Genomic DNA, 25,286 nt, shown 5'->3' on the forward strand with positions numbered 1-25,286 from the left:
GAAATGAGTGTTTTTTCCGATGAATTATCGAAATTAATGCGAAATAGAGACATGTCAGATGAAGACCTTGCTTCGGTGGTTAATGTTAATAGGACCACAGTTTCAAGATGGCGGTCTGGTGAAAGAAGTCCGAAAATAGAGAAGCTCCCAGAAATCGCATCGGTATTCAATGTTGATCCGAAAATTTTCGTGGGAGAAAACAACGAATCAATCACTTCTGCCTCTTTTATAGAAACTATCTACAACAAATTAAGCGAGAATAGACAAGAAAAAGTGGCTGAGTTTGCAATAAATCAACTAGAAGAGCAAAAACAAGAAAATTCACCCACACCACTTCGTAAAGAAAGTAGTGAGAAAGAAATTTACACACTTGCAGCTCATGCATCCGATCCTAATCATCGATTCACAGATGAAGAAGTCGCTGAGTTAGAGTCGTATTTAGACGAGTTGGATAAAGAGTATGACAAGAAACAAGCTAAGCGAGATAAGTGTCAAAAGCAGTCAGATTGATATGAAACTTTTGCGAATGAACGCAGCGCAACGCCTCCTGTCGTCAAGACGTGTTGCATCCCTTCTCAGGAACGATATTATAATATCCTTTAGAATAATTGGAGGTAAAAACATTGCGAAGTAATGAAGAAATAGTTGAGATCGTAGATTCGTTACGAACGGAACAGGGATTGTCCGTTAGCGAACTTGCCCGAAGAGTAAACATGTCTAAGTCAGCTTTGTCTAGGTACTTTAACAAAATCAGAGAATTCCCTTTGAGCAGAGTAGAAGATTTTGCAAGGGCGCTAGGTGTATCTCCTGAGTATATACTAGGATTTGAAGAAGATATATTGATAGAAAAAACTGTAACTACAATGAAAAAAATCGATGATGAGAAAAAGCAAAAAGTCTATGACTTTGCACAGAAACAATTAGAAATTCAAACGAACGAGCGTATAACCTCTATTAGCAAAACTGATGACGAAGAAATCTATACTTTGGCAGCCCACTCTCCTGATCCGAATAGAGAATACTCCGAAGAAGATATTGAACATATCCAGTCTGTTTTAGCTAAATATAGAAAGAAATACGAAGATAAAAACAAAAAGTAATCGTGTGGTGTTGAGATGTGAACAGCTATGAAACGTTATTAAGTAAAGTTGTACAAGAGTTGCCTGTTTTAGAAGTTGAATTACTGCGAGATATCGGAGAAGAAGCAATTTACGAAAATAATTATATTTACTTAGATAAAAATTTAAGCACTATTCATAAGAGGATACATCTATCAGAAGAATTCTCTCATTATAGAACAAGCGTCGGCAACATCATCGACTACACCCACCCCAGAAACAGAAAACAAGAGATTCAAGCACGTCGAGATTCGATCGAACGGCTTGTCTCTCTTGATGATCTGCTGGAGTGTTATAAATGCGGTTGTCGCTCAAAATACGAATGCTCAGAATTTCTAGAAGTAACAGAATCATTCTTTGCTGATACGCTTAGGCACTACTTTGCTAAGTATGGTTCATTCTGCATACATAAGGACCATCTTTATGTATTTGATTTAGATTCACTTGTGATTATTCCTACAAACGATAATAATTATAAATAGGAATAATTATGAAATAATCATTTTTTTATTTTTTTATTTTGTTAATAACCATAACAATATAAGAAATTAAACGAAATTTTAGGAATAAAAAGGAAGTGAAACGATGAAATTTGGAATGAGGAAACCAAGTGTAAAGAAATCGATTAGCGCTCGAACTAAAGGGAAAGCTAAAAGGAAATTAAAAAAGGCGTTGATTCCTGGGTATGGTAAAAAAGGAACAGGTTGGATTAAGAATCCAAAGAAAGCAGCTTACAACAAGGTTTATAAAAAAACTACTTTTAGTTTTTGGGATTTATTCAAATAAAAAGGAGAAATGAGAAATGAAAAAATGTATGGGTGCTTTTTTTGCGATTATTTCATTAATAGTATTTGGTGCTTGTAGTAATAACGTAACTATTGATGATTTAAAGGCAAATGATTGGGTTATAGAAACTACTAAAGATGATGATGCTGATATGATTCTTTCGTTTTCTGATCACGTTGTGACGATAAAAGTAGATACTTCTAGCATGAAATCATCTGCTAGTGACGAATGGGAAGCTATGGGCGAAGAATTTGCAAAAAATATGTTTAATCAAATGGATTACAAATTTGAATATACATTGAACGGAAACGTAATGACGTGGAAAACAGATGAGAATAAAGATGCTAAATATACTGTAAGTAAGGATGCTAATAATATCAAATTAACACCTGATAAATCTAATGATTCAGACAATAAAGAAGAATTGATTTTAAAACCTCAAAAAACAAAATTAAAAGAATCGCATTCTTCTGTTTCCACCTCTGCTGAAGATACTTCAACAACCAGTGAGGAAATTTCTTCCTCAACAACAGAAAGCTCAACGGAATCATCAGTTGCAATCGCTAATAGCTCTACGCAATCGTACGAAAGCACAGAAAGTTATTCTGAAGCACCAAGTTCTAGCGTAGTTCAAGCTGTGGAAGCTACTAGCTCATCAGAGCAACCAGCTCCACAAGATTATATTCCATCTGAGCAACCTCAGCCAGAAAACCCACCTCAACCAGAAACTCCAGATGTTTTGACTTTGCTACCTGGTGAAGGTCCAAAACAATTAGCCGACCGCGCAGGAATCACTACCGACCAATTATTTGCGCTGAATGGCTTAGATCAAAACAATTATATGCTTTATCCGGGACAAAAGCTAAGAGTTAAATAGGCTAAGAAATATTCTTATTGATAAAAAACACGCCCCACCGACCAAAGCGAGAGCGTGTTCTAGTTTAAGAACTACGGTAAAGTAGGTCTATCTATTGTACCCTATTTTACCATCTCGAAATCCGCTGTACAACCGAACAAACGTACGAAAGGAAATATAAAGATGGCTAAACGAGAAATTGATCATCGAATTAAAAGCTATGTAACAAAAAAAGAGGAAACAAAATACATGTTCTACATTTACGCTGGTGTAGATCCTATGACTGGCAAGAAAAGAAAAGTAAAAAAAATGGGATTTAAAAGTGCGCTTGAAGCAGATCGAGCTTTAAGAAGAATTGAGACTCAAGTAAAAAATGAAGGTGCTGACTCAGTAAAAGTAAAACAAAGTAAAAAATTCTTAGAAATATATAATTTATGGTTCGAAAATTATAAAAAAACTGTAAAAGAAAGTACTTGGGCATCTACCGAAGAAATTTTCAGACTTCATATTCTACCCGTCTTTGGAGAAAACTTTATAAACAAAATAGACGTATTTTTTTGCCAGAAAGCTGTGAATGAATGGTCTGAACAATATCCAAAAACATTCAAAAAATATAAAAACTATACTTCCAATGTTTTTGACTATGCTGTTTCAATTCAGGAAACAGAAAGCAATCCTATGAAAATTGTCACAGTGCCAAAAGGTAAAATCCTAAGCATAGAAAAAAAGGATATTGAATTCTACACTAAAAATGAGTTACTAGAATTCTTGAGAGCTGCTAAGCAAGAAAAAGACACGATTTATATTTTTTTCTACTTGTTAGCTTATACTGGCTTACGTAAAGGAGAAGCATTCGCTTTGACATGGTCGGATATTAATTTTAATACAAATACACTAACCGTCAATAAAACTATCACAAGGGGCAAAAATGGGCGTTTAATTGTAAATGAACCAAAAACGAAAAATGGAGTTAGAACGATATATTTAGATCATGAGTTATCAAATACTCTAAAAAAATATAAAAAAAGCAGTACTAAACTTACCCATATTTTCGATAATACAAATTTAGTTTTTGCCAACAACGGAGAATTGTACAATCCAACAATTACACGGTTTTGGTTAAAACAAATTTATAAGAAAAACGAACATCTAAAACGAATATCCGCTCATGGATTTCGACATACACACGCAAGTTTACTTTTTGAATCTGGTGCTTCTCTAAAAGATGCTCAAGCAATATTAGGACATGCAGACATACAAACAACAGCGAATATCTACACGCACGTTACAGAAAATAAAAATAAGACCACTATTTCTAACTTTTCAAATTATATGAAAGGATGAATGGGATAAAGTCAAAAAGGGGTACTAAAGGGGGTACTCTTTTTTAAAAAGAGAGCTATCCAGCAAGCGCCAGATAGCTCAAAAACGTTGGTATAAAGGAAGGTACAGGATTTGAACCTGCGCGCCGGTATTAGCCGGTTCGCCGGATTTCGAGTCCGGTGCATTACCACTCTGCCAACCTTCCATACCTATTATTTTTAAACTTTTTTTAGTAAAAAGTCAAGCCTATTTCCCGATAGAAATCAAAAACCGGCATATTTATTTTATGAGAAGACAAAAAAACACAAGAATCATTTTCTGCTCCTTCTTAAATAGTGCCCAATGTGAAGTAAGAAAGAGTATTGGAATGAACCTTGTGTTATCACACTTCATAAGTAGATCTAACTAATTGTTTCAGGATTTTCTAAAGAAAGAATAGAATCAATCGTTCGCTTGATGAACGAAATAATTTGTTCTTCAGTTGGGTGCATGATGTTTGAAGACATTAAAGATGCGATTCCGGTAACTGCAACCCAGGTTCCAGTGTGTAATGCATCAACGTATTCATCTGACAACTGGTTGTATCGATGATCTTGTTTGACGATTTCACGGAAATAGTTATAAGAAAAATCATGCATTTTTTGTCCATCGCCATGTTCGTCGATATATAATGCCATGTAAAGACTATGATGTTTTTTTGCAAAGTAGATATAGTTTAAACCTAGGTCAATAATTTTATCTCCAGTACGTTCAACTGGAAAAACATTTTCTTTGAGTTGTTCAAAAATTGAGTCTAATAAAGTATTTTTTAAATCCTCCATGTTTTTGAACTCTAAATAAATAGGTTGTGTGGATATACCCATTTTTTTAGCAATATTTCTCGCAGTAAACCCTTTAAAACCTTCCTTTGCAACAACATCATAAGCAGCTTTTAGAATTTGATCTTTAGTATAGACTTTTCTTCTCATTAAAACTCCCCCACTTCTTACTGCAGTATATGTTGTTTTATTGTAACCGATATACACAGTTTTTGGCAAATAATTTACTCAAAACGTTATATTTTAAGTTTTTTTCTTATTTATTTTTAACAATGATACAATATTATTTAAGAATAAACAAAAATACTGTTTCCCCTTACAAAAATTGATTTTTCTGTAACTGTTAGTTGACCAAAAGATTTCTTTCACGTTATAGTTAAAGAAAACGACAAAGAAGGTATGTAATGGTTAATAAAAACGACGTTATTTATATTCACCCCATCAAAAAAAAGCCATCTCAAAAAAATAAGTATTTTTATTTAACATTTACTGGCTTGTTTTTTCTAATAATCGGGCTTGTTTCTGGACATCCGGTTGAAACTATTGAGGGGCTCAACAATATCCTTACTTCTCCTAGTAATCTGATGACCGATTATTTGGCAATAGGCGGTTTTGGAAGCGCATTTATCAATGTTGGTGTCCTGACTTTGTTGTCCGTACTTCTTTGCTATCATCATAAAGTCTATCTAAATGGACTAATCTTTGCTTCTGTATTAACCGTCACAGGCTTTTCTTTTTTTGGAAAAAATCTGTATAACTCTCTTTCCATTATTTTGGGTGTCTATCTCTATGCACATTTTGTACATAAACCATTTTCACAGTATATTATGGTTGGCTTATTTGCTAGTGCCTTGTCACCTGTAGTTAGTTATATCACTTTCGGTATGAACTTACCATTGGGCTTAGGTATTTTATTTGGTAATCTGACTGGTATACTCGTTGGTTTTTTACTCCCTCCTTTGGCATCGCATACCCTTATTTTTCATCGTGGATTCAATTTGTATAATATTGGTTTTACTTCTGGATTGATCGCCATGGTCGTGGCTGGTATCCTTCGGTTATTTGATTTTTCAATTGAAGTTCAATCGTTCGTTTCAACAGGCTACCATCAAGAACTTACATTAGTCATTTTTCTTTTTTTTAGTTTAACTACGCTATTTGGTCTTTTTATTAATTCATGGAAGCTCACTGGTTTACATGACATTTTTCAAACTTCAGGAAAAGTAACTACTGATTTTATGGCGATCTCAAGTATCGGTGCCACCTTACTAAACATGGGGTTAGTTGGGCTGATGCTTTCCATCTATGTTCTTCTTATTGGTGGTGAATTCAACGGCCCGATTATTGGTGCAATCCTATCTTCAGTTGGATTCAGTGCCTTTGGTTGTCATCTAAAGAACAGTTTCCCCATACTTATAGGGATTTATCTTGCTTCATATCTGGCTACTATCCATGATGCCTCTCAAACAACAATGATCGTAGCAGCGATATTTGGTACTGCACTTGCTCCTATTAGTGGTTTTTATGGTAGTATTTTTGGTATTTTGGCTGGATTTTTGCATATTGTCTTAGTCCATAACGTCAGTGCATTACATGGCGGATTAAGCCTATATAATAGTGGATTCTCAACTGGATTCGTTGCAGGTTTTCTTGTACCGATCTTAGACAGCCTGACTGTTGGCAGAAAGGAAAAGGATGGCATTGGAAAAAGAATTATCAAAAAGAATCATTAGTGAATTTTTAACCTATCTTTATTCTCACGAGATCACTGAAATAAGGATTGGGCTAGAATCAACACCCGAAGGATTATATATTGAAATTCAAGGAACTTGTTATTCTCCTCCTTCTGATTTGCATGAGTTAGCGGAAATGCTCAATGAACCAAGAAATCCTACTATGGATCTATATTACCAAGAGCTTGGAAATGTTTTTCTGGATCAATCAGATTTCCGATTACTTGGAAGTCTGATTGATGATGTGGAACTTATGTACGAACTTCCCATCTTAAATATAAAAGTATTTAGACGAATCCTTTGATTCAACAGGCTTAGTGAAAAGACAAAATGAGACACTGATTTTCACTCCCCTGAGATATTCCCTTTAGCTTTCATATAGTTATGGCGTTCAGAGTATTCTATCCACGTAAGTAAGCTAGAAACGCAGAAGAGGTAAAGCAAAAACTTCTTCTTTTAGTTTCCTCAGCTTATTTTAAAGATTTAATACTTGAACGCCGATTTTTCATTTAATAGAGGATATTTTTCCTAAAACTACAGGCACAAAAATAATACTTCAAATACATCTTTAGTTGGATGTTTTTGAATCGTTTTTAAATTATACTTATTACAACTTACAAAATTGTTTGATAACTGTCATTTAAAATAGTGGCACAAAGAGTCACTAATAAAGTACATTAGTAATATAAGAAAACGTATCAAAGGAGTTGATAGACGTTGAACATTGCGGCATCACGGAAATTGATCAATTTTATATCTATCATTGGATTAGTAGTTTCGATAGGCTTAACGATTTATTTTATCAATTTGGGTGTATTTAAAGATTTAAATTCTTTAAGAGGATTAGTTGGAGATTCAATTATCTTAGGTCCTATTATTTTCATCTTAATCCAAATCCTGCAAGTTGTTATTCCAATCATTCCTGGAGGGATAAGTACAGCAGCCGGTGTATTAATTTTTGGACCTTATGCTGGTTTTATTTATAATTATGTAGGGATTTGTATCGGTTCGATCATCATCTTTTTACTTGGTCGACGGTATGGTAAACCATTTATTTTATCTATGGTCAGTGACAAGACGTATAACAAGTATGTTGGTTGGCTCGATAACCAGAATCGCTTTGAAAAGTTATTTGCTTTAGCAATTTTTTTACCAGTGGCCCCTGATGATGCGCTTTGTTTAATGGCTGGTCTAACAAATATTTCTGTAAAAAAATATACTTGGATCATTTTATTGGCGAAACCCCTCTCGATTTTCTTATACAGCATGGCTTTGATTTATGGTGGACATTTCTTAAGTGGATTACTAGGATAGTTTATGATAAGTGGGCGTACTGCGTTAAGTATTTGCGCAATCTGTCCACTTATTTTTATTTTTACGTTATAATATTTATGGTAGGTGATTGAATGTTAATTTATTTAAAAAGAAGTTTAGGAAATGCTTGGGACTTTCTTAAAGGAACTCAAGCATATTTTCGTGATGTTTTGATTATGCATTTATTTATTTTATTTATTTGTTTACCCTTATTGAATAGTACGACCAGATTCATCTTGAATCGAGGAGCCATTGATTATATATCTAGTGATAATATCTCTACGATCCTTTCACAGCACCCAGGTGTCTTATTGTCTTTGACTGCTGTCTTATTAACTATCTTACTCCTAGTTTATTTTGAGTTTACTTTTTTATTGATGAGTGTTTACTTTATTAAGAAACAAACACCTATCTCGTTGAAACAGTTACTTCAAGCAACGTTTCGTCAATTAAAAAAAATACGCCCATTGACTTTTCTTTTTTTCTTAGCTTATTTCGTACTTATTTTACCGATTAGTGGGTTAAGTTTTAATTCTGATTTACTATCTAAAGTTAAAATCCCAGCTTTTATCATGGATTTTATTTTTACTAATCGTTGGATCGTGGTTAGCAGCTTCATTCTGTTTTATATCTTTTTAGCTTACATTGGTATCCGTCTCATTTTTGCCTTACCAGAAATGATTCTACGTGATCGACCATTTAAACAAGCGGTTAAAGAAAGTTGGTATTTAACCAAATCACGTTTTTTTGCAATCCTTGGACAGTTCATCATTATTGGTGGTAGTATTTTACTCATTTCATTTGCCGGCTATTTAATTGTGCTCCTCGCACAAATAATTGTAGAACAATTTTTCCCTAATTATTCATTGATTAGCGCTGTTTTTGCAATGACGATTCTTCAAGCTATCCTTTTATTCAACATCGTTATGTCAACAGTCGGAATTTTTTACATTATTATTGATTTCATGGATGATGAAGGTTTTCTTCCTGAGACTCCTAACTGGTTTCGTTTAGAATCTCCTAACAAACGTTTTTCTGTTCTTAAAAATACAAGCTTAGTTTTATTTGCTGTATTTTTTGGTGTAGGTGTTTGTCTCTACAATATGGATTATTTGACTTCTGCTTCTCAAACGAAACCTGTAACGATTTCTCATCGTGGTGTCAGTGGAGGTAACAGTGCCCAAAATACTTTAGCTGCTTTAGAAAAAACAAGTCGTACCTACCATCCTGATTATGTGGAGATGGATGTACAAGAAACCAAAGATGGTCAATTCGTTGTCATGCATGATTTTAACTTAAAAAAATTAACAGGGATAAATAAAGCACCACAAGATCTAACCTTGAAAGAATTAGAAAAGTTAAAAGTAACTGAAAACGGTGCGAAAGAACCTGTCGTTTCCTTTGATACTTATTTAAAGAGAGCCAATGAATTAAATCAAAAACTTTTAATCGAAATCAAAAATTCAAAAAATGATTCTAAAGATATCGTTGATCGCTTTGTCAAAAAATATGAAGAAAACATTTTAACTCATCAGCATATTCTACAAAGTCTTACGTATCAGACAGTATCTGATCTGAAAAATGCCAATCCTAATTTTTATGTAGGTTACATCCTACCATTCAATATTGTTGGACCACCAGTTACTCCGGCTGACTTTTTGACGATGGAGTATAGTACGATCAATCGGAATTTTATTGATTCAGCTCATCAAGATGGTAAAAAAGTGTATGTCTGGACGGTTAACGACTCAGATGGAATCAGTCGTATGATGTTTTATGGTGTTGATGGGATCATTACTGATCAAATGACTATCTTAAATGAAAATATCAAAGCAATGGATGAAGAGATCACCTATTCAGATAAATTATTGAATTTCGTTTTAGGTGTTGGTTAAAAAAAGAGCCCCATGGATTGAATCCATGGGGTTCTTTTTCAATTACTTTATCTTTCTCTCGCGCTTTTCACCGCACGAACCACTGCTAAGATTGCCGGAATAGCAGAAATAACTGCTAAGATAATGCCCATTTTACCTGAACTCTTTCTTTTTTGCATGTTTTTTCGCTCCCTTCTCTCTCCTCTAATTATAGAGAAGTTTACGATATTTCTCAAAAAAAGTGTTTATGAAACCAAAGCAGATTCTGCTACTGTATAAATTTCGTCCAGTTTAACTAGTAGACGAAACTTACTATCGTAAACAGCCAACCGATCTCTCTGATCATAGCTTTCTACAAAAATAACAGCCGTATTAGTATATGTACGTTCCACGCAACCAATCACTTCATAGTTCACTCCAATCGGTTTGCATATGTATGACTTGCCTATTTCTAATTTTAACATTTCTCAATTCCCTCCTTTATTTTGTTAATCTTTAATTTATAATAACAAAAAAAAGAAGATTTGAAAACGATTTATTGAATTTTTTTATATTTTTTCTTAGAATTACACGATTTCAATCTAGTTTCCCCTTTTTCTCACATAACTAATACCAAGATATAATTGTAATTTATAAGTGACAGATTTGTTTGAAACTGTTAGCCTTTTGTTCGTGTAAACCTCCGAAAAAGCATCTAAACTATTCTGTGAGGAGGGAATTTCATGATTGTTATTCAAGCTACTGTATTTATCCTGTTATTGATTGGATTGCTTATTGGACTCACAGAAAATTAAGAATCCCTTGTTGGCATAGCAATTAATTGCGAAAAAAAAATAAGGGTGCTACACTGATTACAGGAAGGAAAATTTAACAGAAAATTCCAACCACAATTTACATTAATAAAAAAAGAGGTGACTTACATGACATTTACTAAAACAAATATTGAATACCGAGTTGCATTTGATACTGTATCTAATCAATTTATGGCAATTGATGCTACAAATGAAAACAACGTAGCATTTGGTATCACGATTGAACAAGCTGTCCGTGCATTAAATGAATCCAAATAAGGAGTGAATCATTTCTAATGACCGAAAACAACTCGGGATCGAAAAAAGAATAAAGACGTTTGCAACTAATACAGTTAGCAAACGTCTTTTATTATTTATTCAATTCGAGTTTGTGCTTTATTTTCCCCCATGAAATTTTGCTGATTCCCAGAAAGATTAGAACTATCGCAATTTGCATGATTGGTACTCCTGCCCCCGTATACACACTTAGAAAATAATCTTTTTGCTCTGGCGAGTAGGAACAAAACCATGAAACCCCAAATAAAAATAAAAACTGGGTCAATATCAAACCACTAGTAATGACTAGTGCAGAACAATAAAAACCACGATCTTTTTTAGCATAGATTGAACCTAAGATCAAAAATAAAAATCCTAAAATCGCTAAACATAGAACAACACCACTTGTCTTTTGATAAATCGCAATCATAATATTAGAGATTTTCGCTGTTTTTGATAAAACTAAAATCGGCGGTTGTGGATCTTCACTATTAATCCAATTATTCAATAAAGGAACCCGCAAAAAGTTTTGCGCTGCGTCTACATCCGCATGGGTTCCAAAACTGTAATTCCCTCCTTGATGAAAATCTTTGTAAAATAAATTGTCACTATAAGCTGTCCTAAAAAAATCTAAGAGTACTGGAATATCCTCGGCAATCTTCCCATCTCCTGTACTCATTAAGTAGACTTCACGTTTCTTCTTCAAATCTCCCTTACGATAAGCAGCCCTTAACTCTTGATTGACTTGTTTCCAAAATTCATTGGTTTCTTTTGCGTTATTTTGATAGTAGCCAGACTCATTCAACACATCTCGCAGTGCCCAAAAAATAATGTCTCCCTTTAATTCCTTTACTTTTCCTGCCTGAGTCCAAGCATGTGTCGTATATAATTCTTTGATTCTAGCAGCTTCTTTAGCAAAAGCAGGTGACACAGCTAATGCTTTATTTAACGCTTCATGAGAAACCCAAATCCTACTGTTCTCTTTGTTTATGTTCGTTCCATCATCTATTCGAATCAAGTTCTTCATCAATTGAGCAAACTCTCCGCTCGTACGATCATTGACTACTGCAAGATGATAGACTTCTTCATTTTTATGCTTAATCATTTGGTTTGTCACGATAAAGCTGATCATAGGAAGAAAAAACAAACTGAGCTTGATCAGTTTTCTTCGATCAAAGGTAATTTGTGAAAGAAACTTTTCAACAGTTTTCGTTGGTCTAAAATCCACTCCTAATAAAATCTGAACAAAACTAATGATTAAGGCTGCCAGAACAAACGGCAACAACCAGAGTGAATCTTCGCGAATATACCAGTAAAATGGAAAGATTAGAGACAACAAGAAAAACCAAGGTAAAATAGTTTTTGTTGCACGATATTTACGATAATAAATAGCTAATAAACAAGCAACGATAATTACGACAGATGGAATTACAATGGCGTTTCGATAAATACGTGTCGAATATTCATGGGTAAAACCGATTGGTGAAAATAAAAAAAAGACATAGATAAAAAACAAGATACTATTCTTTTTAACGATCGGCTTTACACTCAGTGTAATCAGCACGCTAGCTAAAATATTAAACCCACCTAATAATAGCGAGTATGGTAGCTGAATTTTATTGGCAAAAGCTAAAAATAAGCTATAAGAAATACCTTTTGATAAAGTTTTAGCATTGTACTCTCCTAACCACTGCCCGTCCACTAAGTTACGGGCATAATGAATAAAAAGCTGGTCATCATAGCTAGCTGTCATATCGATGCTGTAAGTCGCTTTGTAATAGAGATAAAGACGTATTAGTGTAAGAATTAGAGCGATACCACAAATAAAATAAAGTTGTTTTTGCCTAACATACTGAAGCATTTCCTTTACTCTATCCATGTACCCTAACCTTTCCTCCGCCTTTCTTCTTGATACTAATCATATTTGATAATTTATTTTTAACCAATTCACTCAACTCCTTATTCAATAAGCCTCTAATAAGTATAGCAAAAATTCATTTCATTGATATTAACCTTAAAAGATTCTTATTAACTTGTTTGATTGCTTTTTTAGCAGGTTCTAAGCGTTAAAAACAAGAATTATACTGTACTAACTTAATGACTGATCTTTTCCACTTTGTAACTATCGTAATCTGCTGTTGTGCAAATCATTTCCTTTATATATCTATTTTTATCAATAGGTGATTAAAAATTCACATTTTTTATTTTGTAATTTAATTTTTAGATAAAAAACAACTTTGTATATCTTTAGACAAGTATTACAGAATGATATATTTTTTTATTAGGAGGTTTATTCCTTTCATTCCTACATGGAAGGAAAATATTTTTATTTTTGGAGGAAAAAATGGGAACTTTTTTAGTGTTAGTAGGTTTAATTGGTATTTGTTGGGGGTTAGTAGGACTAATTCGATCATTTTTCAAAAAAGGGAATAAAAAACGAAACTTTATTATTATAGGAACAGCATTTATTCTTATGATTTTCGGAGCGTCTATCTCTCCTACCAGTCATTCCGATAGTTCAAAAGCAAGCGCACGATCTGAAAAAAAGATCGAAACAAAAAGAACATCAAGTACTTCTAGTGAAGAGCAGCTGAAACAAAAAGCTGAACGTAAAGAAAAAGAAAAACAAAAACTTGAAGCTGAGCGTAAGAAACAAGAAGAAGAAAAACAAAAACTTGAGGCTGAGCGCAAAAAACAAGAAGAAGAAAGACAGAAACTTGAGGCTGAGCGCAAAAAACAAGAAGAAGAAAAACAGAAAATTGAAGCTGAGCGTAAAGCACAAGAAGAACGTCAAAAACAAGCTGAAAATGAAGCAACAACAGCACTATCACAAGCTGAAGCTCATCCAACTAGAGAAAACTATAACTCAGCAGCTACTTTAATCCAGGCTATTCCAAACGGCAATCAACACTTGTCTGCTCGACTAGCTACAGTAGATGCAACGATCAAAGCCAATGAAGCAGCTGAAGCAGAACGACAACGGCAAGCTGCGGCCGCACAAGAACAAGCCAATCAAGTTGCAGCAGCACAAACACCGCAACAAAACAACGAACAAACGGTTTATATTGCTCCAGATCATGGTACAAAATATCATTTAAATCCGAACTGTTCGGGACTTAACAATGCAAATTCTGTCGTAGCTATCTCGCTGCAAGAGGCCCAAGCACGTGGATATACGTTGTGTAAGCGAGGTTAAGCTAAAATAATAAAATGAACTGTGACAGCAATGTCTAGCTCTGATAACTAAGCCGGAGAATCCGAAAATAGTCTCTACTATTTTGGACTCTCCGGCTTATTTCAAGGAGTTGATGCTTGAACACCGTTTATCCATTTTCAAAGCACAATGTAAGATTTGTCTCCCTAATTTATTTTTTATTGTGAACATTTCCGGTGTCCGGTCTCTCCTAACTTTACTTAAGCATGGTCATACAAAAAAAAGAAAATTTTTACAGCCATTCCCCTGATATTAATAGTCGGATATTAGCTTAAATACCATAAATTTTTTTGCGTTTCTCCTTTACAAAAAGAACATTCGTTCGTATAATGCTATTAAAGAATATTTACGGATTGTCATCCTCGAAATCGCTCATAAGGGAGAGTCCACAATGATTAAGAAATATGGCACAGTAACAAAAATAAAAATACTACAAATTGGGGCTCGTCCCTTGATAAGATTGAGCTTGAATGATACGAACTGTTTAATCGCTGGTCATGGTTTAAACTTTCTTGCTGAAGTAGATGAAGGAATGAAATTAGTAATCAGTGGCTATTATAATCAAAGAAACCAATTGGTCGTCAAAGAATATCATGTGCTCGGTCCCACGAAAATACTGATTGATTTTAAAAAAATCAAGAAAGAATTTATTGGTAAAAAATAAAAATTGGTTTTGAAGTATATAACTCCCGTCTAAAAAAATCAGAACTTTTTTGTAAAAGAAAAAAGGTATCCATCTGTCTCAGCGAGTAGGTTTGGATACCTTTTTAAATCAGCAAAATTAGGTTTATTTTTTATTTATACATAAATGCTGTTCTAGGATTACTTGTTGTTCCTATCTCTTTGGTACCTTTCTATCTTTAAACGGATGATATGGTTAATTGCTTACTTGATTAAAGTCAGAAATGATATCATTCAACTCCGTTTGAAGTGTCGAAACAATCAAATGAAAATTTTCTTCATCCGTTTTATCATATGGGGATGTTTTTGTTACATAAAGTAGCTTCTCGTTTTCTATTTTCATTAGAACCTGTGTTGCGGTTTGTACTTTGTTTTGATAATTAAACGCAGACATTCCACTTTGAATAATCGTTATGATTGCGGAAGCAATCGAAACGACTAATAACAAAGACTTATGATCAGATGCCTCGTGAATTAAGATAGGGATAGCAGCAGATAATACGATTTTTATAATATTCCCTATGCCAATGATTCTATTATACGATTGAATATCTTTTTTTAATTTATTAATTGTAGAATCAATCGATTCAATAAACGCTTTTTGATCCATATCATTTCTCCATTCACTTTATTAAAATTTGGTCGTAAAACTATTATAATTGGATTTACCTATGTTTCAGCTAATTACAAATCAAAACAAACGGCTATTAAATAACAATTATTATTTTATCAAAATAATGATATATTTGTCAATGATAGTATTCGTGCACGGATAAAAGCTATTGAAAAGATCTGAACAAAGATTTAATCATTACAGACGACATAAAAATTACATTTGATGTTTGCTCACAATCTCTGACCAACCGAGCAAAGTAAGCTTGATTGATTTAAAAAATTTATACTGTGAATACTATTGCCCACAGAATTGTCAAACGTGCCCATCTCTCCCCTAACTGTCTATAATGGTAGATATGTGTAAGCAGTGCCTAACCGAAAAGTTGGCATGAAGCATGAAGATATAAGTCATAAAGATATCTCTATTATTCAACTATATGATCAAGTGTCATATGAAAGTATTGAACGAACTTCGATAAGTCCAATGACTATATCAATAATCAACAACGAAAATTTTCTGGACAAAATATTTCTCTGCCAACAAACCAAAAAAGGATGGCTATAATTAGCCATCCTTTTTTATAAATACCTCAATGAGTATCATTTTTCATTTTAAAGGCAAATTGTTTGGATAATTATTTTTAATAATTACCTAAAACTCCTTATCTTAAAGACGTTCGTTCAATTCTTTGGCAAGGTCTTCAAAGCCTGGTTTGCCTAGAAGTGCGAACATGTTTTTCTTATATGCTTCAACACCAGGTTGATCAAATGGGTTAATTCCATTTAAGTAGCCTGAAATACCTACAGCAATTTCAAAGAAGTACATTGTATAACCTAATGTGTAAGCATCCATTTCTGGAATTTTAACTAATAAGTTTGGTACGTCGCCATCTGTATGAGCCAATAAAGTTCCTTCAAAAGCTTTTGTATTGACGAAATCTACTTCTTTTCCTTCCAAGTAACCTAAACCATCTAGGTCTTCAGCTTGTTCTGGAATTGTAATTGATTTACGTGGTTTTTCAACTTTAACGATCGTTTCAAAGATGTTACGGCGTCCTTCTTGAATATATTGACCTAGTGAATGTAAGTCAGTTGAGAAGTTCGCACTTGAAGGGTAGATTCCTTTTTGGTCTTTACCTTCTGATTCACCGTATAATTGTTTCCACCATTCAGAGAAATATTGCATTCCTGGTTCATAGTTGATCAATAATTCAGTTACTTTCCCTTTACGGTAAAGGATGTTACGCATTGCTGCATATTGATAAGCTTCGTTTTCTTCTAGTTTATCACTTGAATAAGCTTTGCTTGCATCTGCAGCTCCTTGCATCAACGCATCGATATCTGCTCCACTAACAGCGATTGGTAGTAATCCTACTGCTGTTAAGACAGAGAAACGTCCACCGATGTCATCAGGAATCACGAATGTTTCCCAACCTTCTGCGTCGGCTTCTACTTTAACTGCACCTTTTGCTTTATCAGTTGTTGCATAAATACGTTTATTCGCTTCTTCTTGACCATATTTTTTAACAAGTAATTCTTTGAAGACACGGAATGCGATAGCTGGTTCAGTCGTTGTACCTGATTTTGAAATCACGTTTACTGAGAAGTCACGATCTCCGATTACTTCAATCAAATCAGCGATATAAGTTGAGCTGATTGAGTTTCCTGCAAAGAAAATTTGTGGTGCTTTACGTTGTTCACCATCTAATAAATTGAAGAAAGTGTGGTTTAAGAAATCGATTGCTGCACGAGCGCCTAGGTAAGAACCACCGATTCCGATAACTACTAAAACTTCAGAATCAGATTGGATTTTTTTCGCTGCTTCTTTGATACGAGCAAATTCTTCTTTGTCGTAATTAGTAGGTAGATCGATCCAACCACGGAAATCACTTCCTGCGCCTGTACCTTCACGTAATACTTTATCTGCCATTGATACTTGGCTTTGCATGTAACCTAACTCATGTTCATTAACAAATGGTGCTACTTTTGAATAATCAAAATGAATATGTGCCATTTTTTATTCCTCCTTTAAAAGATCAATATACAGCTTATACTTTACGTTTTTTTTTACAATTTTTCAAGCAAATAAATGAATTGAAGCTAATATTTACAAGAAAATTTCAAACACTAAACTAATCCTTGCGCATACATCACTTTCGCTACTTTTTCAAAACCTGCAACATTTGCTCCTAGCAATAGATTTTTTTCATTGCCATAAGCTGCTGCCGTTTGGCGACACGTTTGATAAATATTTTTCATGATTTCATCTAATTGGCGATCCACTTGTTCACTTTCCCAAGACAATCGTTGAGCATTTTGACTCATTTCTAATGCTGAGACAGCGACACCGCCGGCATTTGCTGCTTTCCCAGGACAATACCACACATTGGCTTTTTCAAAAACATTGACAGCTTCAAGAGTACATGGCATGTTTGCGCCTTCTGCGATGATTTTCACTCCACATTCAACCAAGTTGTTAGCCAGCGTTTCGTCTATCTCGTTTTGAGTAGCGCAAGGAAGCGCGATATCTGCAGTTTCTTTCAAAGTCCAGACAGATTGACCAGCATGATAGACAGCAGAATCACGTTTTTCTGCATAAGCGGTCAACCGTTCCCTTTTTTCTTCTTTGACTTCTTTTAATAGTGCCAGGTCGATTCCTTCTGGATCATAGATAAACCCACTGGAATCAGAACATGTGATGACTTTTCCACCTAATTCTTGAACTTTTTCAATGGCATAGATGGCAACGTTTCCGCTACCAGATACCAGAACTGTTTTTCCTTCAAAAGAGTCTTTTTCTGCTTGTAAAAGATGTTTGACATAATAAACCAATCCGTAACCAGTTGCTTCCGTACGAATCTTACTTCCCCAAAAATCTAATGGTTTTCCAGTAAGGACACCGGCATCATATTGTTTTAATCGTTTATATTCTCCAAACAAATAACCGATTTCTCTGGCACCGACTCCAATATCTCCAGCAGGTACATCGATGGATGGTCCGATATGCTTGGATAGCTCCAGCATGAAACTTTGACAAAAACGCATGATTTCATCGTCTGATTTTCCTTTTGGATCAAAGTCACTTCCGCCTTTTCCTCCACCGATTGGTAGACCAGTTAGACTATTTTTGAAAATTTGTTCAAAAGCTAGAAATTTAAGAATACTTAAATTCACACTCGGATGGAATCTCAACCCACCTTTATAAGGGCCGATTGCTGAATTGTACTGAATGCGGTATCCACGATTGACTTGCCAGTTTCCTTCGTCATCTTGCCACGGCACGCGAAATTGAATGATTCTTTCTGGTTCTGACAACAATCCTAAAATATTGCGTTTGATGTATTCAGGATGTTTTTCTAAAAATTGAGTAGCTGAAGGCATAAATTCATCAATGGCTTGTAAAAATTCGACTTGTCCTGTGTCTTTTTGATGAATATTATTTTGAATTCGTTGGACGTATTCTGTTGCGTTTGTCATTGTTTCACACTCCTTTTATAATCTTCTTTTATTTTAGCCTATTTTTATTAGATGCTCAAAACATTTCCTGCTTTCTTTTCATAAATATGCTACACTTTCTCTGAGGTGAGGAAATGGAAACAACCTATGATGTGATTGTAGTCGGTGCTGGAACTAGTGGTATGATGGCTGCAATTAGTGCGGCTGAATATGGCGCAAAAGTTCTCTTAATTGAAAAAAATAAAAAAGCTGGAAAAAAATTATTAATGACAGGTGGCGGAAGATGTAATGTCACGAATAACCGTCCAGTTGATGATTTGATTGCTCATATTCCTGGAAATGGCAAATTTTTATACAGTACATTTTCCCAATGGAATAATTTTGATATCATGGAATTTTTCGAATCTCAAGGTGTTCATCTAAAAGAAGAAGATCATGGTCGGATGTTCCCTGTGACGAATAAGTCAAAAACGATTATCGAAGCCTTGATCCATCGTTTAAATGAATTAAATGTTACGATGCTCTTTGGCACCCGAGTCGAAAAATTAGTGCATAGCGACGGAAAAATCTATGGTGTACGAACGGAATTTGAAGAATTTCAATCCTCTTGTGTCGTATTAACTACTGGGGGGCGAACCTATCCGTCGACTGGTTCTACAGGTGATGGCTATAAAATCGTTAAAAAAGTCGGTCACACTGTCACTCCCTTGTATGCAACAGAATCTCCACTGGTTTCTGAAGAAACTTTTATCAAGGATAAAACCTTGCAAGGATTATCTTTACAAGATATTTCTTTAAGCGTACTAAACAAGAAAGGTAAAGTCATCACCGAACATGTTATGGACTTGCTTTTCACTCATTTTGGGATTTCTGGACCTGCGGCATTGAGATGTTCAAGTTTCATTAATCAAGAGTTGCAAACGACTGGAGAACCTGTCACGGTCGTCTTAGACTGTTTTCCGAATCGTTCGCTTCAAGAATTGATCAACGAATTGACTGCTAAAAGCCACCAATCGAAGAAAACATTGAGTAATGCTTGGCATGGCTTTTTACCTGAACGCTTGCTTCTCTTTTTCCTTGAAAAAAGTGGATTCACGGAACAAACTGGTAGTCAAACGACAGAAAAAGAGATCCAACAATTTGCGGAGCTTTGCAAAAGTTTTTCTTTCAAAATAACCAAAACTTTTGCCATCGAAAAGTCTTTTGTGACTGGTGGTGGCGTTTCACTAAAAGAGATCAATCCAAAAACATTAGAAAGCAAATTGGTCAATGGATTATTTTTTGCTGGTGAATTGTTAGATGTTAATGGGTATACTGGTGGTTTCAATATTACTGCGGCTTTTGCAACTGGACATGTAGCAGGAATGAATGCCGCTTTTCTTAGCTGATTAAATGAAAACAGTAACGAAGGGAGTAGAAGATGTCTTACTCTTTTCGTTACTGTTTTTTCTTTTTTTGTTGATAAACTGATGAATTTCCGACTGCATCACAGTACAAGATCAGCAAAAGTCCCTTTAGTTAAATCACAAATGGCTTGAGGTGCTAGCTCCATTTGGTGTCCTCTTTTTCCTGCTGATACAATGATCGTTTCTTGTGATTGCGCTGTTTGTTCTAAATAAGTAGGAAATAATTTCTTCATTCCGATTGGCGAGCAACCACCACGAATATAACCAGTGGTAGCTTCTAAGTCTTTCAGATGTAACATTTCTACTTTTTTGTTTCCAGATACTCTTGCTAATTTTTTTAGATCTAACTCTCGATTACCAGGAATGACCGCTACGATCGTTCCTGTTTTGTTTCCAACCGCTACGAGTGTTTTATAAATGCGGTGTTCACTTTCAGAAAGTTGCTCAGCGACAGAAGATGCACTTAAATGTGCTTCATCCCAAGCATACTCATGTTCAGTATACTTGATTTTCTTTTGTTCTACTAAGCGGATCGCATTTGTTTTCACTTGTTTTTTCTTTGCCAACATTTTCACCTTCAAATTAGATTGTTTCAATTTAATAATTTGATTATTGATTTTAGTTCCTTTACAGTGATTTGTCCAGGTGCTGATGCTTTTTCAGAGGTTAACGCACCAAAGGTCATGACCGAACCAGTCAAATTTCCCGATAAGCGCGAAATCATTCCGAGCTGTCCCATTGACATTGTAATCAGAGGCATGGACACAAACGCTTCTGCCCGTCTCGTTAGCTCCATCAAACGTAAAACATCTCGTTCGTTATGGGGCATTACCGCTATTTTACCGATATCTGCACCAAGATGTTCCATCATATTCAATTGATACAATAAGACTGGATCAGCTGGGGTCTCTTTAAAATTATGACTGCTGATAATCATCGGGATGTTGCGCTGTTTGATTTCTGCTAACAACTCTTTTTCAAGGCTTTCAATTTTGTCTAATTCTAAATCAACCATATCGACTAAACCAGAGCGGATCATCTGTAGGTACAACTCGTGATATGCTCGGATCGTTATATCTCGTTTGCCACCTTCTGCTATTGTTCTAAAAGTGAAAAGCACCGGTAACCCGTCGAGCATCTCATGGATCAGTACCAACGTTTCTGTGACTTTTTCATATTGAAAGACATCTTCATAATAATCAATTCGCCACTCCACTAAATCAGCACCAGCTTCTTTGGCTAAAATTGCTTCTCGCAAAAGTTCTTCACGAGTGTCTCCGATCATTGGCGCACAAATTTTAGGATGTCCTTTTCCTAAGTTTAGTCCTTTCACTTGCACCATCTGTCCTCCCCCCTTATTTCCTAATTTGATAGATAAATACTTTTAAATAATTCCCTTCTGGAAAGGCTTCAATGGTTTGGAAATCTTGTGGTAATCGAAAACGAGTGGTTTCTTCATATTCAACATTGGCTAGCATTAGTTCATTTTCGATCATTTTTTTGAACTGATCGGTACTCACGTTAGCTGCGTTCGTTGAAGCGATAAGCGTTCCCTCGTCCGATAAAATAGCCAAGCTATCTTTAACCAATTCGCCATAATCTTTGGCTACTCGGAACACTTTCTTTTTGTTTCTCGCAAAACTTGGAGGGTCAAGCACAATGAGATCATAAGTCAGCTGCTTTCTTTTAGCATATTTAAAATAGGCAAAAACATCCATCACAATGATTTTTTGTGTCTGAAGATCCAAACCGTTGATTTCAAATTGTTCCTGTGTTTTTTTCAAACTTCGCTTTGCTAGGTCAACACTAGTGGTCTCCAAAGCACCACCCATTGCTGCCGCAACTGAAAAAGCCCCAGTATAGCTAAACATATTCAAAACAGACTTTCCTAGACCAAGTCCATCGATCAAAGCTCCTCTGACTTCTTTTTGATCTAAAAAGATGCCTGTCATCAGCCCTTCATTCAAATAAGTGGCGTAAGAGACGCCATTTTCTTTGATGATTAAAGGTTCAGGAGCTGTTTCTCCATAAACATACTGACTTTCAGGAAATTCATTTGTTTCAAAACGGATTTTTTCGTAAGCACCCTTTATCTCAGGATAAACTTGTTGAAACGCTGAGAAGAGCAAATGGCGGTAAGTATAAAGAGTTTCATTATACCAAGAAAATACTGCATAGTGTTCATAATAATCAATGATCAGACCACCGATGCCATCCCCTTCTCCGTTAAATAAACGAAATGCTGTTGTTTGTTCATCTATGAAAAAAGCTTGTCTTTTAGCTTTAGCTTCAGAAAACTTTTTCTCAAAAAATGCCTGGTCAAACGTTTCATTTTGTTGACTCAAAACCCAACCGATTCCTTTGTTTTGTTTACCTAAATAGCCCTTAGCTAAGAAATTATCTTGTTGATCAACCAATTCGATCCACTGCGTGGTTTCATTGTACGACTGGACCAAATCTTCCTTTTGAATCAATGGATAACCGTTCTTGATACGATTTCCTGCTTTTTTCTTAATTTGTACTTTCATTGACTCACCTACTTTACCTTTATCATTAATCAGTATACCAAATATTAAGCAGGCTGTCTTAGTGCTAGCGTTCACAAAAGAATAAGAAATCCTTAATCACCAGTGTAAGCGTTTGGTTTCGATTGACACTGGATTTGCGTACTAGTAAAATAGGATGGAATATGTAGTTTGAGCAATCATAACTTCATAACACTCTGTAAATGAGAAGAGTGGGGAAAGGGAGATTACATTGAGACGAATAAAAACACCCGCCTTTTTGAATAAAAGGCTCGGATTTTTTTCTTTATTAGCTGTTTTACTTTGGCTAAAAACAATTTTTGCCTATTTGTTTGATTTCAATTTAGGCATCGAAAGTGGCATACAATACTTTATACTGTTTATCAATCCGATCGCTACCACGTTGTTGTTAATGGGGATTGCGTTATATGTGAGACGGACGAAAGCGTCTTATATTACAATGATGGTCATTTATTTCCTATTGACTTTACTGGTGTTCTCCAACGTAACTTATTATCGTGAGTTTACGGATTTTATTACGATCAATACCATCTTGGGGGCAGGAAAAGTAGCTAGCGGGCTTGGAGAAAGTGCTATTCGCTTATTTAGACCGTATGACGTCCTTTATTGGATCGACTTTATCATTGTCGCTGCATTATTGATAACCAAAAAAATCAAAATGGATCCACAACCGATTCGCGCACGAATGGCTTTTGCGATCTCGACTTTGTCAGTCATGATTTTTTCTGGAAATTTATTTTTAGCAGAAGCCGATCGCCCAGAATTATTGACTCGTACTTTTTCTAGAGATTATTTAGTCAAATATTTAGGTATCAATGCGTTTACCGTCTATGATGGTATCCAGACTTACCAAACGAACCAAGTACGAGCAGAAGCAAGTCCTAATGATCTGAAAGAAGTAGAAAGTTATATCAAAGATCACTATGCTGAACCAAATGATGAAACATTTGGTATTGCTAAAGGAAAAAATGTGATTTATATCCATTTAGAAAGTTTCCAACAATTCTTGATCGACTATAAACTAAAAGATGCCAATGGTGTAGAACATGAAGTAACGCCATTTCTGAATAGTTTATATCATAGTAACAGTACATTTAGCTTTGACAATTTCTTCCATCAAGTTAAAGCAGGTAAAACCAGTGATGCTGAAACCTTATTTGAAAATTCACTATTTGGTTTAAATCAAGGATCGTTATTCACTCAATTAGGTGGAAAGAATACCTTCCAAGCTGCTCCTGATATTTTGAGTCAGACACAAGGTTATACGAGTGCCGCCTTCCATGGTAACGCTGGTACATTCTGGAATCGTAATGAGACCTATAAAAAATTAGGTTACAACTATTTCTTTGATGCTTCTTATTATGATGTCAATGACGACAATTCATTCCAATATGGATTGCATGATAAACCGTTCTTCCAACAATCAGTACAATATTTAGAACATTTACAACAACCTTTTTATTCTAAATTTATTGCGGTATCTAATCATTATCCTTATTCTAAGTTTACAAACGAAGAAGCAGGCTTCCCGCTAGCTACGACAAATGATGAAACGATCAACGGATACTTTGCAACAGCGAATTATCTCGATACAGCAGTTGAAGAATTTTTCAACTATTTGAAAGCTAGTGGTCTTTATGATAATTCTGTCATCGTCCTTTATGGTGATCACTACGGAATTTCTAACTCTAGAAATAAATCGTTAGCGGAACTAGTGGGTAAAACAAGTGATACATGGACCAACTTTGACAATGCACAAATGCAACGAGTTCCCTACATGATCCATCTGCCTGGACAAACAAACGGTGGAATCAATCATACCTATGGCGGACAAGTGGATGCATTACCTACTCTACTCCATCTGTTAGGAGTAGATACCAAAAATTACAATCAGCTAGGACAAGATCTCTTTTCTAAGCAACATGATCAACTTGTTACTTTCCGTGATGGTGATTTTATTACTCCTAAATACACTTATTATGGTGGAACGATTTACGATAACAAAACTGGACAAGCCATTACAGAACCGACTCAAGAAGTTCAAAATGAGATTGATGCATTGAAAGAAAAAGCGAATAAACAGCTAGCTGTTTCTGATCAAATCAACAATGGTGACTTACTCCGCTTTTCTACAGATACTGGGTTAGACCCAATTGAAGCAAGTCAATTTGATTACAAAAACGGCATGAAACAGTTGCTTGAAAAAGAAAAAGAACTAGGTGACAAATCAACAAGTGTCTTTAGTCAAAACAATAACCAATCAACAAAAGATCTATATGAAACCAAAACTTACCAACAAATAAATGGGACACAGACGAGTGATTCAGTTCCTTCTTCTGAATCTGATAAATAGCTAGCCTTTCTTTCAAAAGGATTACGTGCCCATAGAAGTAATGATTATAAAAGCTAAGATTGACGAAAACCAATTCTTGTTTCTCGTTAATTCTTAGCTTTTTTCATGCACTTTAATTTGAGTTAC

General features: G+C 34.9%; 24 protein-coding genes and 1 tRNA gene. 15 read left to right on the top strand and 10 right to left on the bottom strand.

The window, feature by feature from the left end:
• The first annotated feature begins 3 nt into the window (after positions 1-3).
• The 6 genes from IGJ18_RS08805 (at position 4) to IGJ18_RS08830 (ending at position 4,104) form a co-directional block, all read left to right on the top strand.
• Entirely contained in the window at positions 4-510 is a 507-nt protein-coding gene (locus IGJ18_RS08805) for a helix-turn-helix domain-containing protein (RefSeq protein WP_438843205.1), read from the top strand.
• A 113-nt stretch (positions 511-623) separates the two neighbouring features.
• Positions 624-1,100 carry a helix-turn-helix domain-containing protein gene (locus tag IGJ18_RS08810; protein WP_438843206.1) on the top strand — a complete coding sequence of 159 codons (477 nt, stop codon included), beginning with the start codon at positions 624-626 and terminating at the stop codon, positions 1,098-1,100.
• A gap of 17 nt (positions 1,101-1,117) precedes the next feature.
• Positions 1,118-1,600, top strand: coding sequence for an ImmA/IrrE family metallo-endopeptidase (locus tag IGJ18_RS08815; protein WP_438843207.1), 483 nt, complete (start codon positions 1,118-1,120; stop codon positions 1,598-1,600).
• A 103-nt stretch (positions 1,601-1,703) separates the two neighbouring features.
• Entirely contained in the window at positions 1,704-1,904 is a 201-nt protein-coding gene (locus tag IGJ18_RS08820; RefSeq protein WP_438843208.1) for a hypothetical protein, read from the top strand.
• 16 nt (positions 1,905-1,920) lie between these two features.
• On the top strand, positions 1,921-2,781 hold the full coding sequence (locus tag IGJ18_RS08825) for a LysM peptidoglycan-binding domain-containing protein (RefSeq protein ID WP_438843209.1): 861 nt from the start codon (positions 1,921-1,923) through the stop codon (positions 2,779-2,781).
• A gap of 162 nt (positions 2,782-2,943) precedes the next feature.
• The gene (locus tag IGJ18_RS08830) at positions 2,944-4,104 is read left to right on the top strand and encodes a tyrosine-type recombinase/integrase (protein WP_438843210.1); all 1,161 of its coding nucleotides are present in this window, start codon (positions 2,944-2,946) and stop codon (positions 4,102-4,104) included.
• Positions 4,105-4,200: 96 nt separating this feature from the next.
• Here the strand turns inward: IGJ18_RS08830 and IGJ18_RS08835 are convergent.
• Positions 4,201-4,288 (bottom strand) — tRNA-Ser (locus IGJ18_RS08835).
• Between the two features lie 196 nt (positions 4,289-4,484).
• Entirely contained in the window at positions 4,485-5,051 is a 567-nt protein-coding gene (locus tag IGJ18_RS08840; RefSeq protein WP_010737811.1) for a TetR/AcrR family transcriptional regulator, read from the bottom strand.
• 254 nt (positions 5,052-5,305) lie between these two features.
• Between IGJ18_RS08840 and IGJ18_RS08845 the strand changes: the two genes are divergently transcribed.
• From IGJ18_RS08845 to IGJ18_RS08860, 4 genes are all read left to right on the top strand, one after another.
• Positions 5,306-6,634 carry a DUF1576 domain-containing protein gene (locus tag IGJ18_RS08845; RefSeq protein WP_438843211.1) on the top strand — a complete coding sequence of 443 codons (1,329 nt, stop codon included), beginning with the start codon at positions 5,306-5,308 and terminating at the stop codon, positions 6,632-6,634.
• Entirely contained in the window at positions 6,603-6,938 is a 336-nt protein-coding gene (locus tag IGJ18_RS08850) for a hypothetical protein (protein ID WP_025480148.1), read from the top strand. The genes IGJ18_RS08845 and IGJ18_RS08850 overlap by 32 nt, the downstream gene beginning before the upstream one ends.
• A 413-nt stretch (positions 6,939-7,351) precedes the next feature.
• Positions 7,352-7,948, top strand: coding sequence for a TVP38/TMEM64 family protein (locus tag IGJ18_RS08855; protein WP_088744940.1), 597 nt, complete (start codon positions 7,352-7,354; stop codon positions 7,946-7,948).
• Between the two features lie 92 nt (positions 7,949-8,040).
• The gene (locus tag IGJ18_RS08860) at positions 8,041-9,843 is read left to right on the top strand and encodes a glycerophosphoryl diester phosphodiesterase membrane domain-containing protein (protein WP_034698405.1); all 1,803 of its coding nucleotides are present in this window, start codon (positions 8,041-8,043) and stop codon (positions 9,841-9,843) included.
• 224 nt (positions 9,844-10,067) lie between these two features.
• Here IGJ18_RS08860 and IGJ18_RS08865 read toward each other — a convergent pair whose 3' ends face one another.
• A complete protein-coding gene (locus IGJ18_RS08865; RefSeq protein WP_010737815.1) occupies positions 10,068-10,286 on the bottom strand; it encodes a hypothetical protein in 219 nt (72 codons plus the stop codon).
• A 456-nt stretch (positions 10,287-10,742) separates the two neighbouring features.
• Here IGJ18_RS08865 and IGJ18_RS08870 point away from each other — a divergent pair, with 456 nt between their 5' ends.
• On the top strand, positions 10,743-10,892 hold the full coding sequence (locus IGJ18_RS08870; protein WP_010718765.1) for a hypothetical protein: 150 nt from the start codon (positions 10,743-10,745) through the stop codon (positions 10,890-10,892).
• 91 nt (positions 10,893-10,983) lie between these two features.
• On the opposite strand, the gene IGJ18_RS08875 is transcribed toward IGJ18_RS08870, so the two are convergent.
• Positions 10,984-12,768: a glucosyltransferase gene (locus IGJ18_RS08875; protein WP_438843212.1), complete on the bottom strand. Its 1,785-nt coding sequence runs from the start codon at positions 12,766-12,768 to the stop codon at positions 10,984-10,986.
• Between the two features lie 465 nt (positions 12,769-13,233).
• Here IGJ18_RS08875 and IGJ18_RS08880 point away from each other — a divergent pair, with 465 nt between their 5' ends.
• On the top strand, positions 13,234-14,085 hold the full coding sequence (locus IGJ18_RS08880) for a hypothetical protein (protein ID WP_438843213.1): 852 nt from the start codon (positions 13,234-13,236) through the stop codon (positions 14,083-14,085).
• Between the two features lie 409 nt (positions 14,086-14,494).
• On the top strand, positions 14,495-14,767 hold the full coding sequence (locus IGJ18_RS08885) for a hypothetical protein (RefSeq protein WP_438843214.1): 273 nt from the start codon (positions 14,495-14,497) through the stop codon (positions 14,765-14,767).
• A 213-nt stretch (positions 14,768-14,980) separates the two neighbouring features.
• Here IGJ18_RS08885 and IGJ18_RS08890 read toward each other — a convergent pair whose 3' ends face one another.
• From IGJ18_RS08890 to gdhA, 3 genes are all read right to left on the bottom strand, one after another.
• Positions 14,981-15,394, bottom strand: coding sequence for a DUF4231 domain-containing protein (locus IGJ18_RS08890; RefSeq protein WP_010718761.1), 414 nt, complete (start codon positions 15,392-15,394; stop codon positions 14,981-14,983).
• A 672-nt stretch (positions 15,395-16,066) separates the two neighbouring features.
• Positions 16,067-17,413 carry a glucose-6-phosphate isomerase gene (locus IGJ18_RS08895; protein WP_010718407.1) on the bottom strand — a complete coding sequence of 449 codons (1,347 nt, stop codon included), beginning with the start codon at positions 17,411-17,413 and terminating at the stop codon, positions 16,067-16,069.
• 113 nt (positions 17,414-17,526) lie between these two features.
• Positions 17,527-18,876, bottom strand: a complete 1,350-nt coding sequence (gene gdhA / locus IGJ18_RS08900; RefSeq protein ID WP_010718408.1) for an NADP-specific glutamate dehydrogenase — start codon at positions 18,874-18,876, stop codon at positions 17,527-17,529.
• Between the two features lie 113 nt (positions 18,877-18,989).
• Between gdhA and IGJ18_RS08905 the strand changes: the two genes are divergently transcribed.
• Entirely contained in the window at positions 18,990-20,243 is a 1,254-nt protein-coding gene (locus IGJ18_RS08905) for an NAD(P)/FAD-dependent oxidoreductase (protein WP_438843215.1), read from the top strand.
• Between the two features lie 98 nt (positions 20,244-20,341).
• Here the strand turns inward: IGJ18_RS08905 and ybaK are convergent, their stop codons facing one another.
• The 3 genes from ybaK to IGJ18_RS08920 are packed head-to-tail and all read right to left on the bottom strand — an operon-like array spanning position 20,342 to position 22,789.
• Positions 20,342-20,827, bottom strand: coding sequence for a Cys-tRNA(Pro) deacylase (gene ybaK / locus IGJ18_RS08910; RefSeq protein WP_025480513.1), 486 nt, complete (start codon positions 20,825-20,827; stop codon positions 20,342-20,344).
• 26 nt (positions 20,828-20,853) lie between these two features.
• Positions 20,854-21,603, bottom strand: a complete 750-nt coding sequence (gene aroD, locus IGJ18_RS08915) for a type I 3-dehydroquinate dehydratase (RefSeq protein ID WP_438843216.1) — start codon at positions 21,601-21,603, stop codon at positions 20,854-20,856.
• 13 nt (positions 21,604-21,616) lie between these two features.
• On the bottom strand, positions 21,617-22,789 hold the full coding sequence (locus IGJ18_RS08920) for a class I SAM-dependent rRNA methyltransferase (RefSeq protein ID WP_010718412.1): 1,173 nt from the start codon (positions 22,787-22,789) through the stop codon (positions 21,617-21,619).
• Positions 22,790-23,018: 229 nt separating this feature from the next.
• Here IGJ18_RS08920 and IGJ18_RS08925 point away from each other — a divergent pair, with 229 nt between their 5' ends.
• Positions 23,019-25,160: an LTA synthase family protein gene (locus IGJ18_RS08925; RefSeq protein ID WP_010718413.1), complete on the top strand. Its 2,142-nt coding sequence runs from the start codon at positions 23,019-23,021 to the stop codon at positions 25,158-25,160.
• Positions 25,161-25,286: the final 126 nt, after the last annotated feature.

Source organism: Enterococcus sp. AZ078 (genome assembly GCF_051714985.1).
GTDB lineage: Bacteria > Bacillota > Bacilli > Lactobacillales > Enterococcaceae > Enterococcus_B > Enterococcus_B hirae.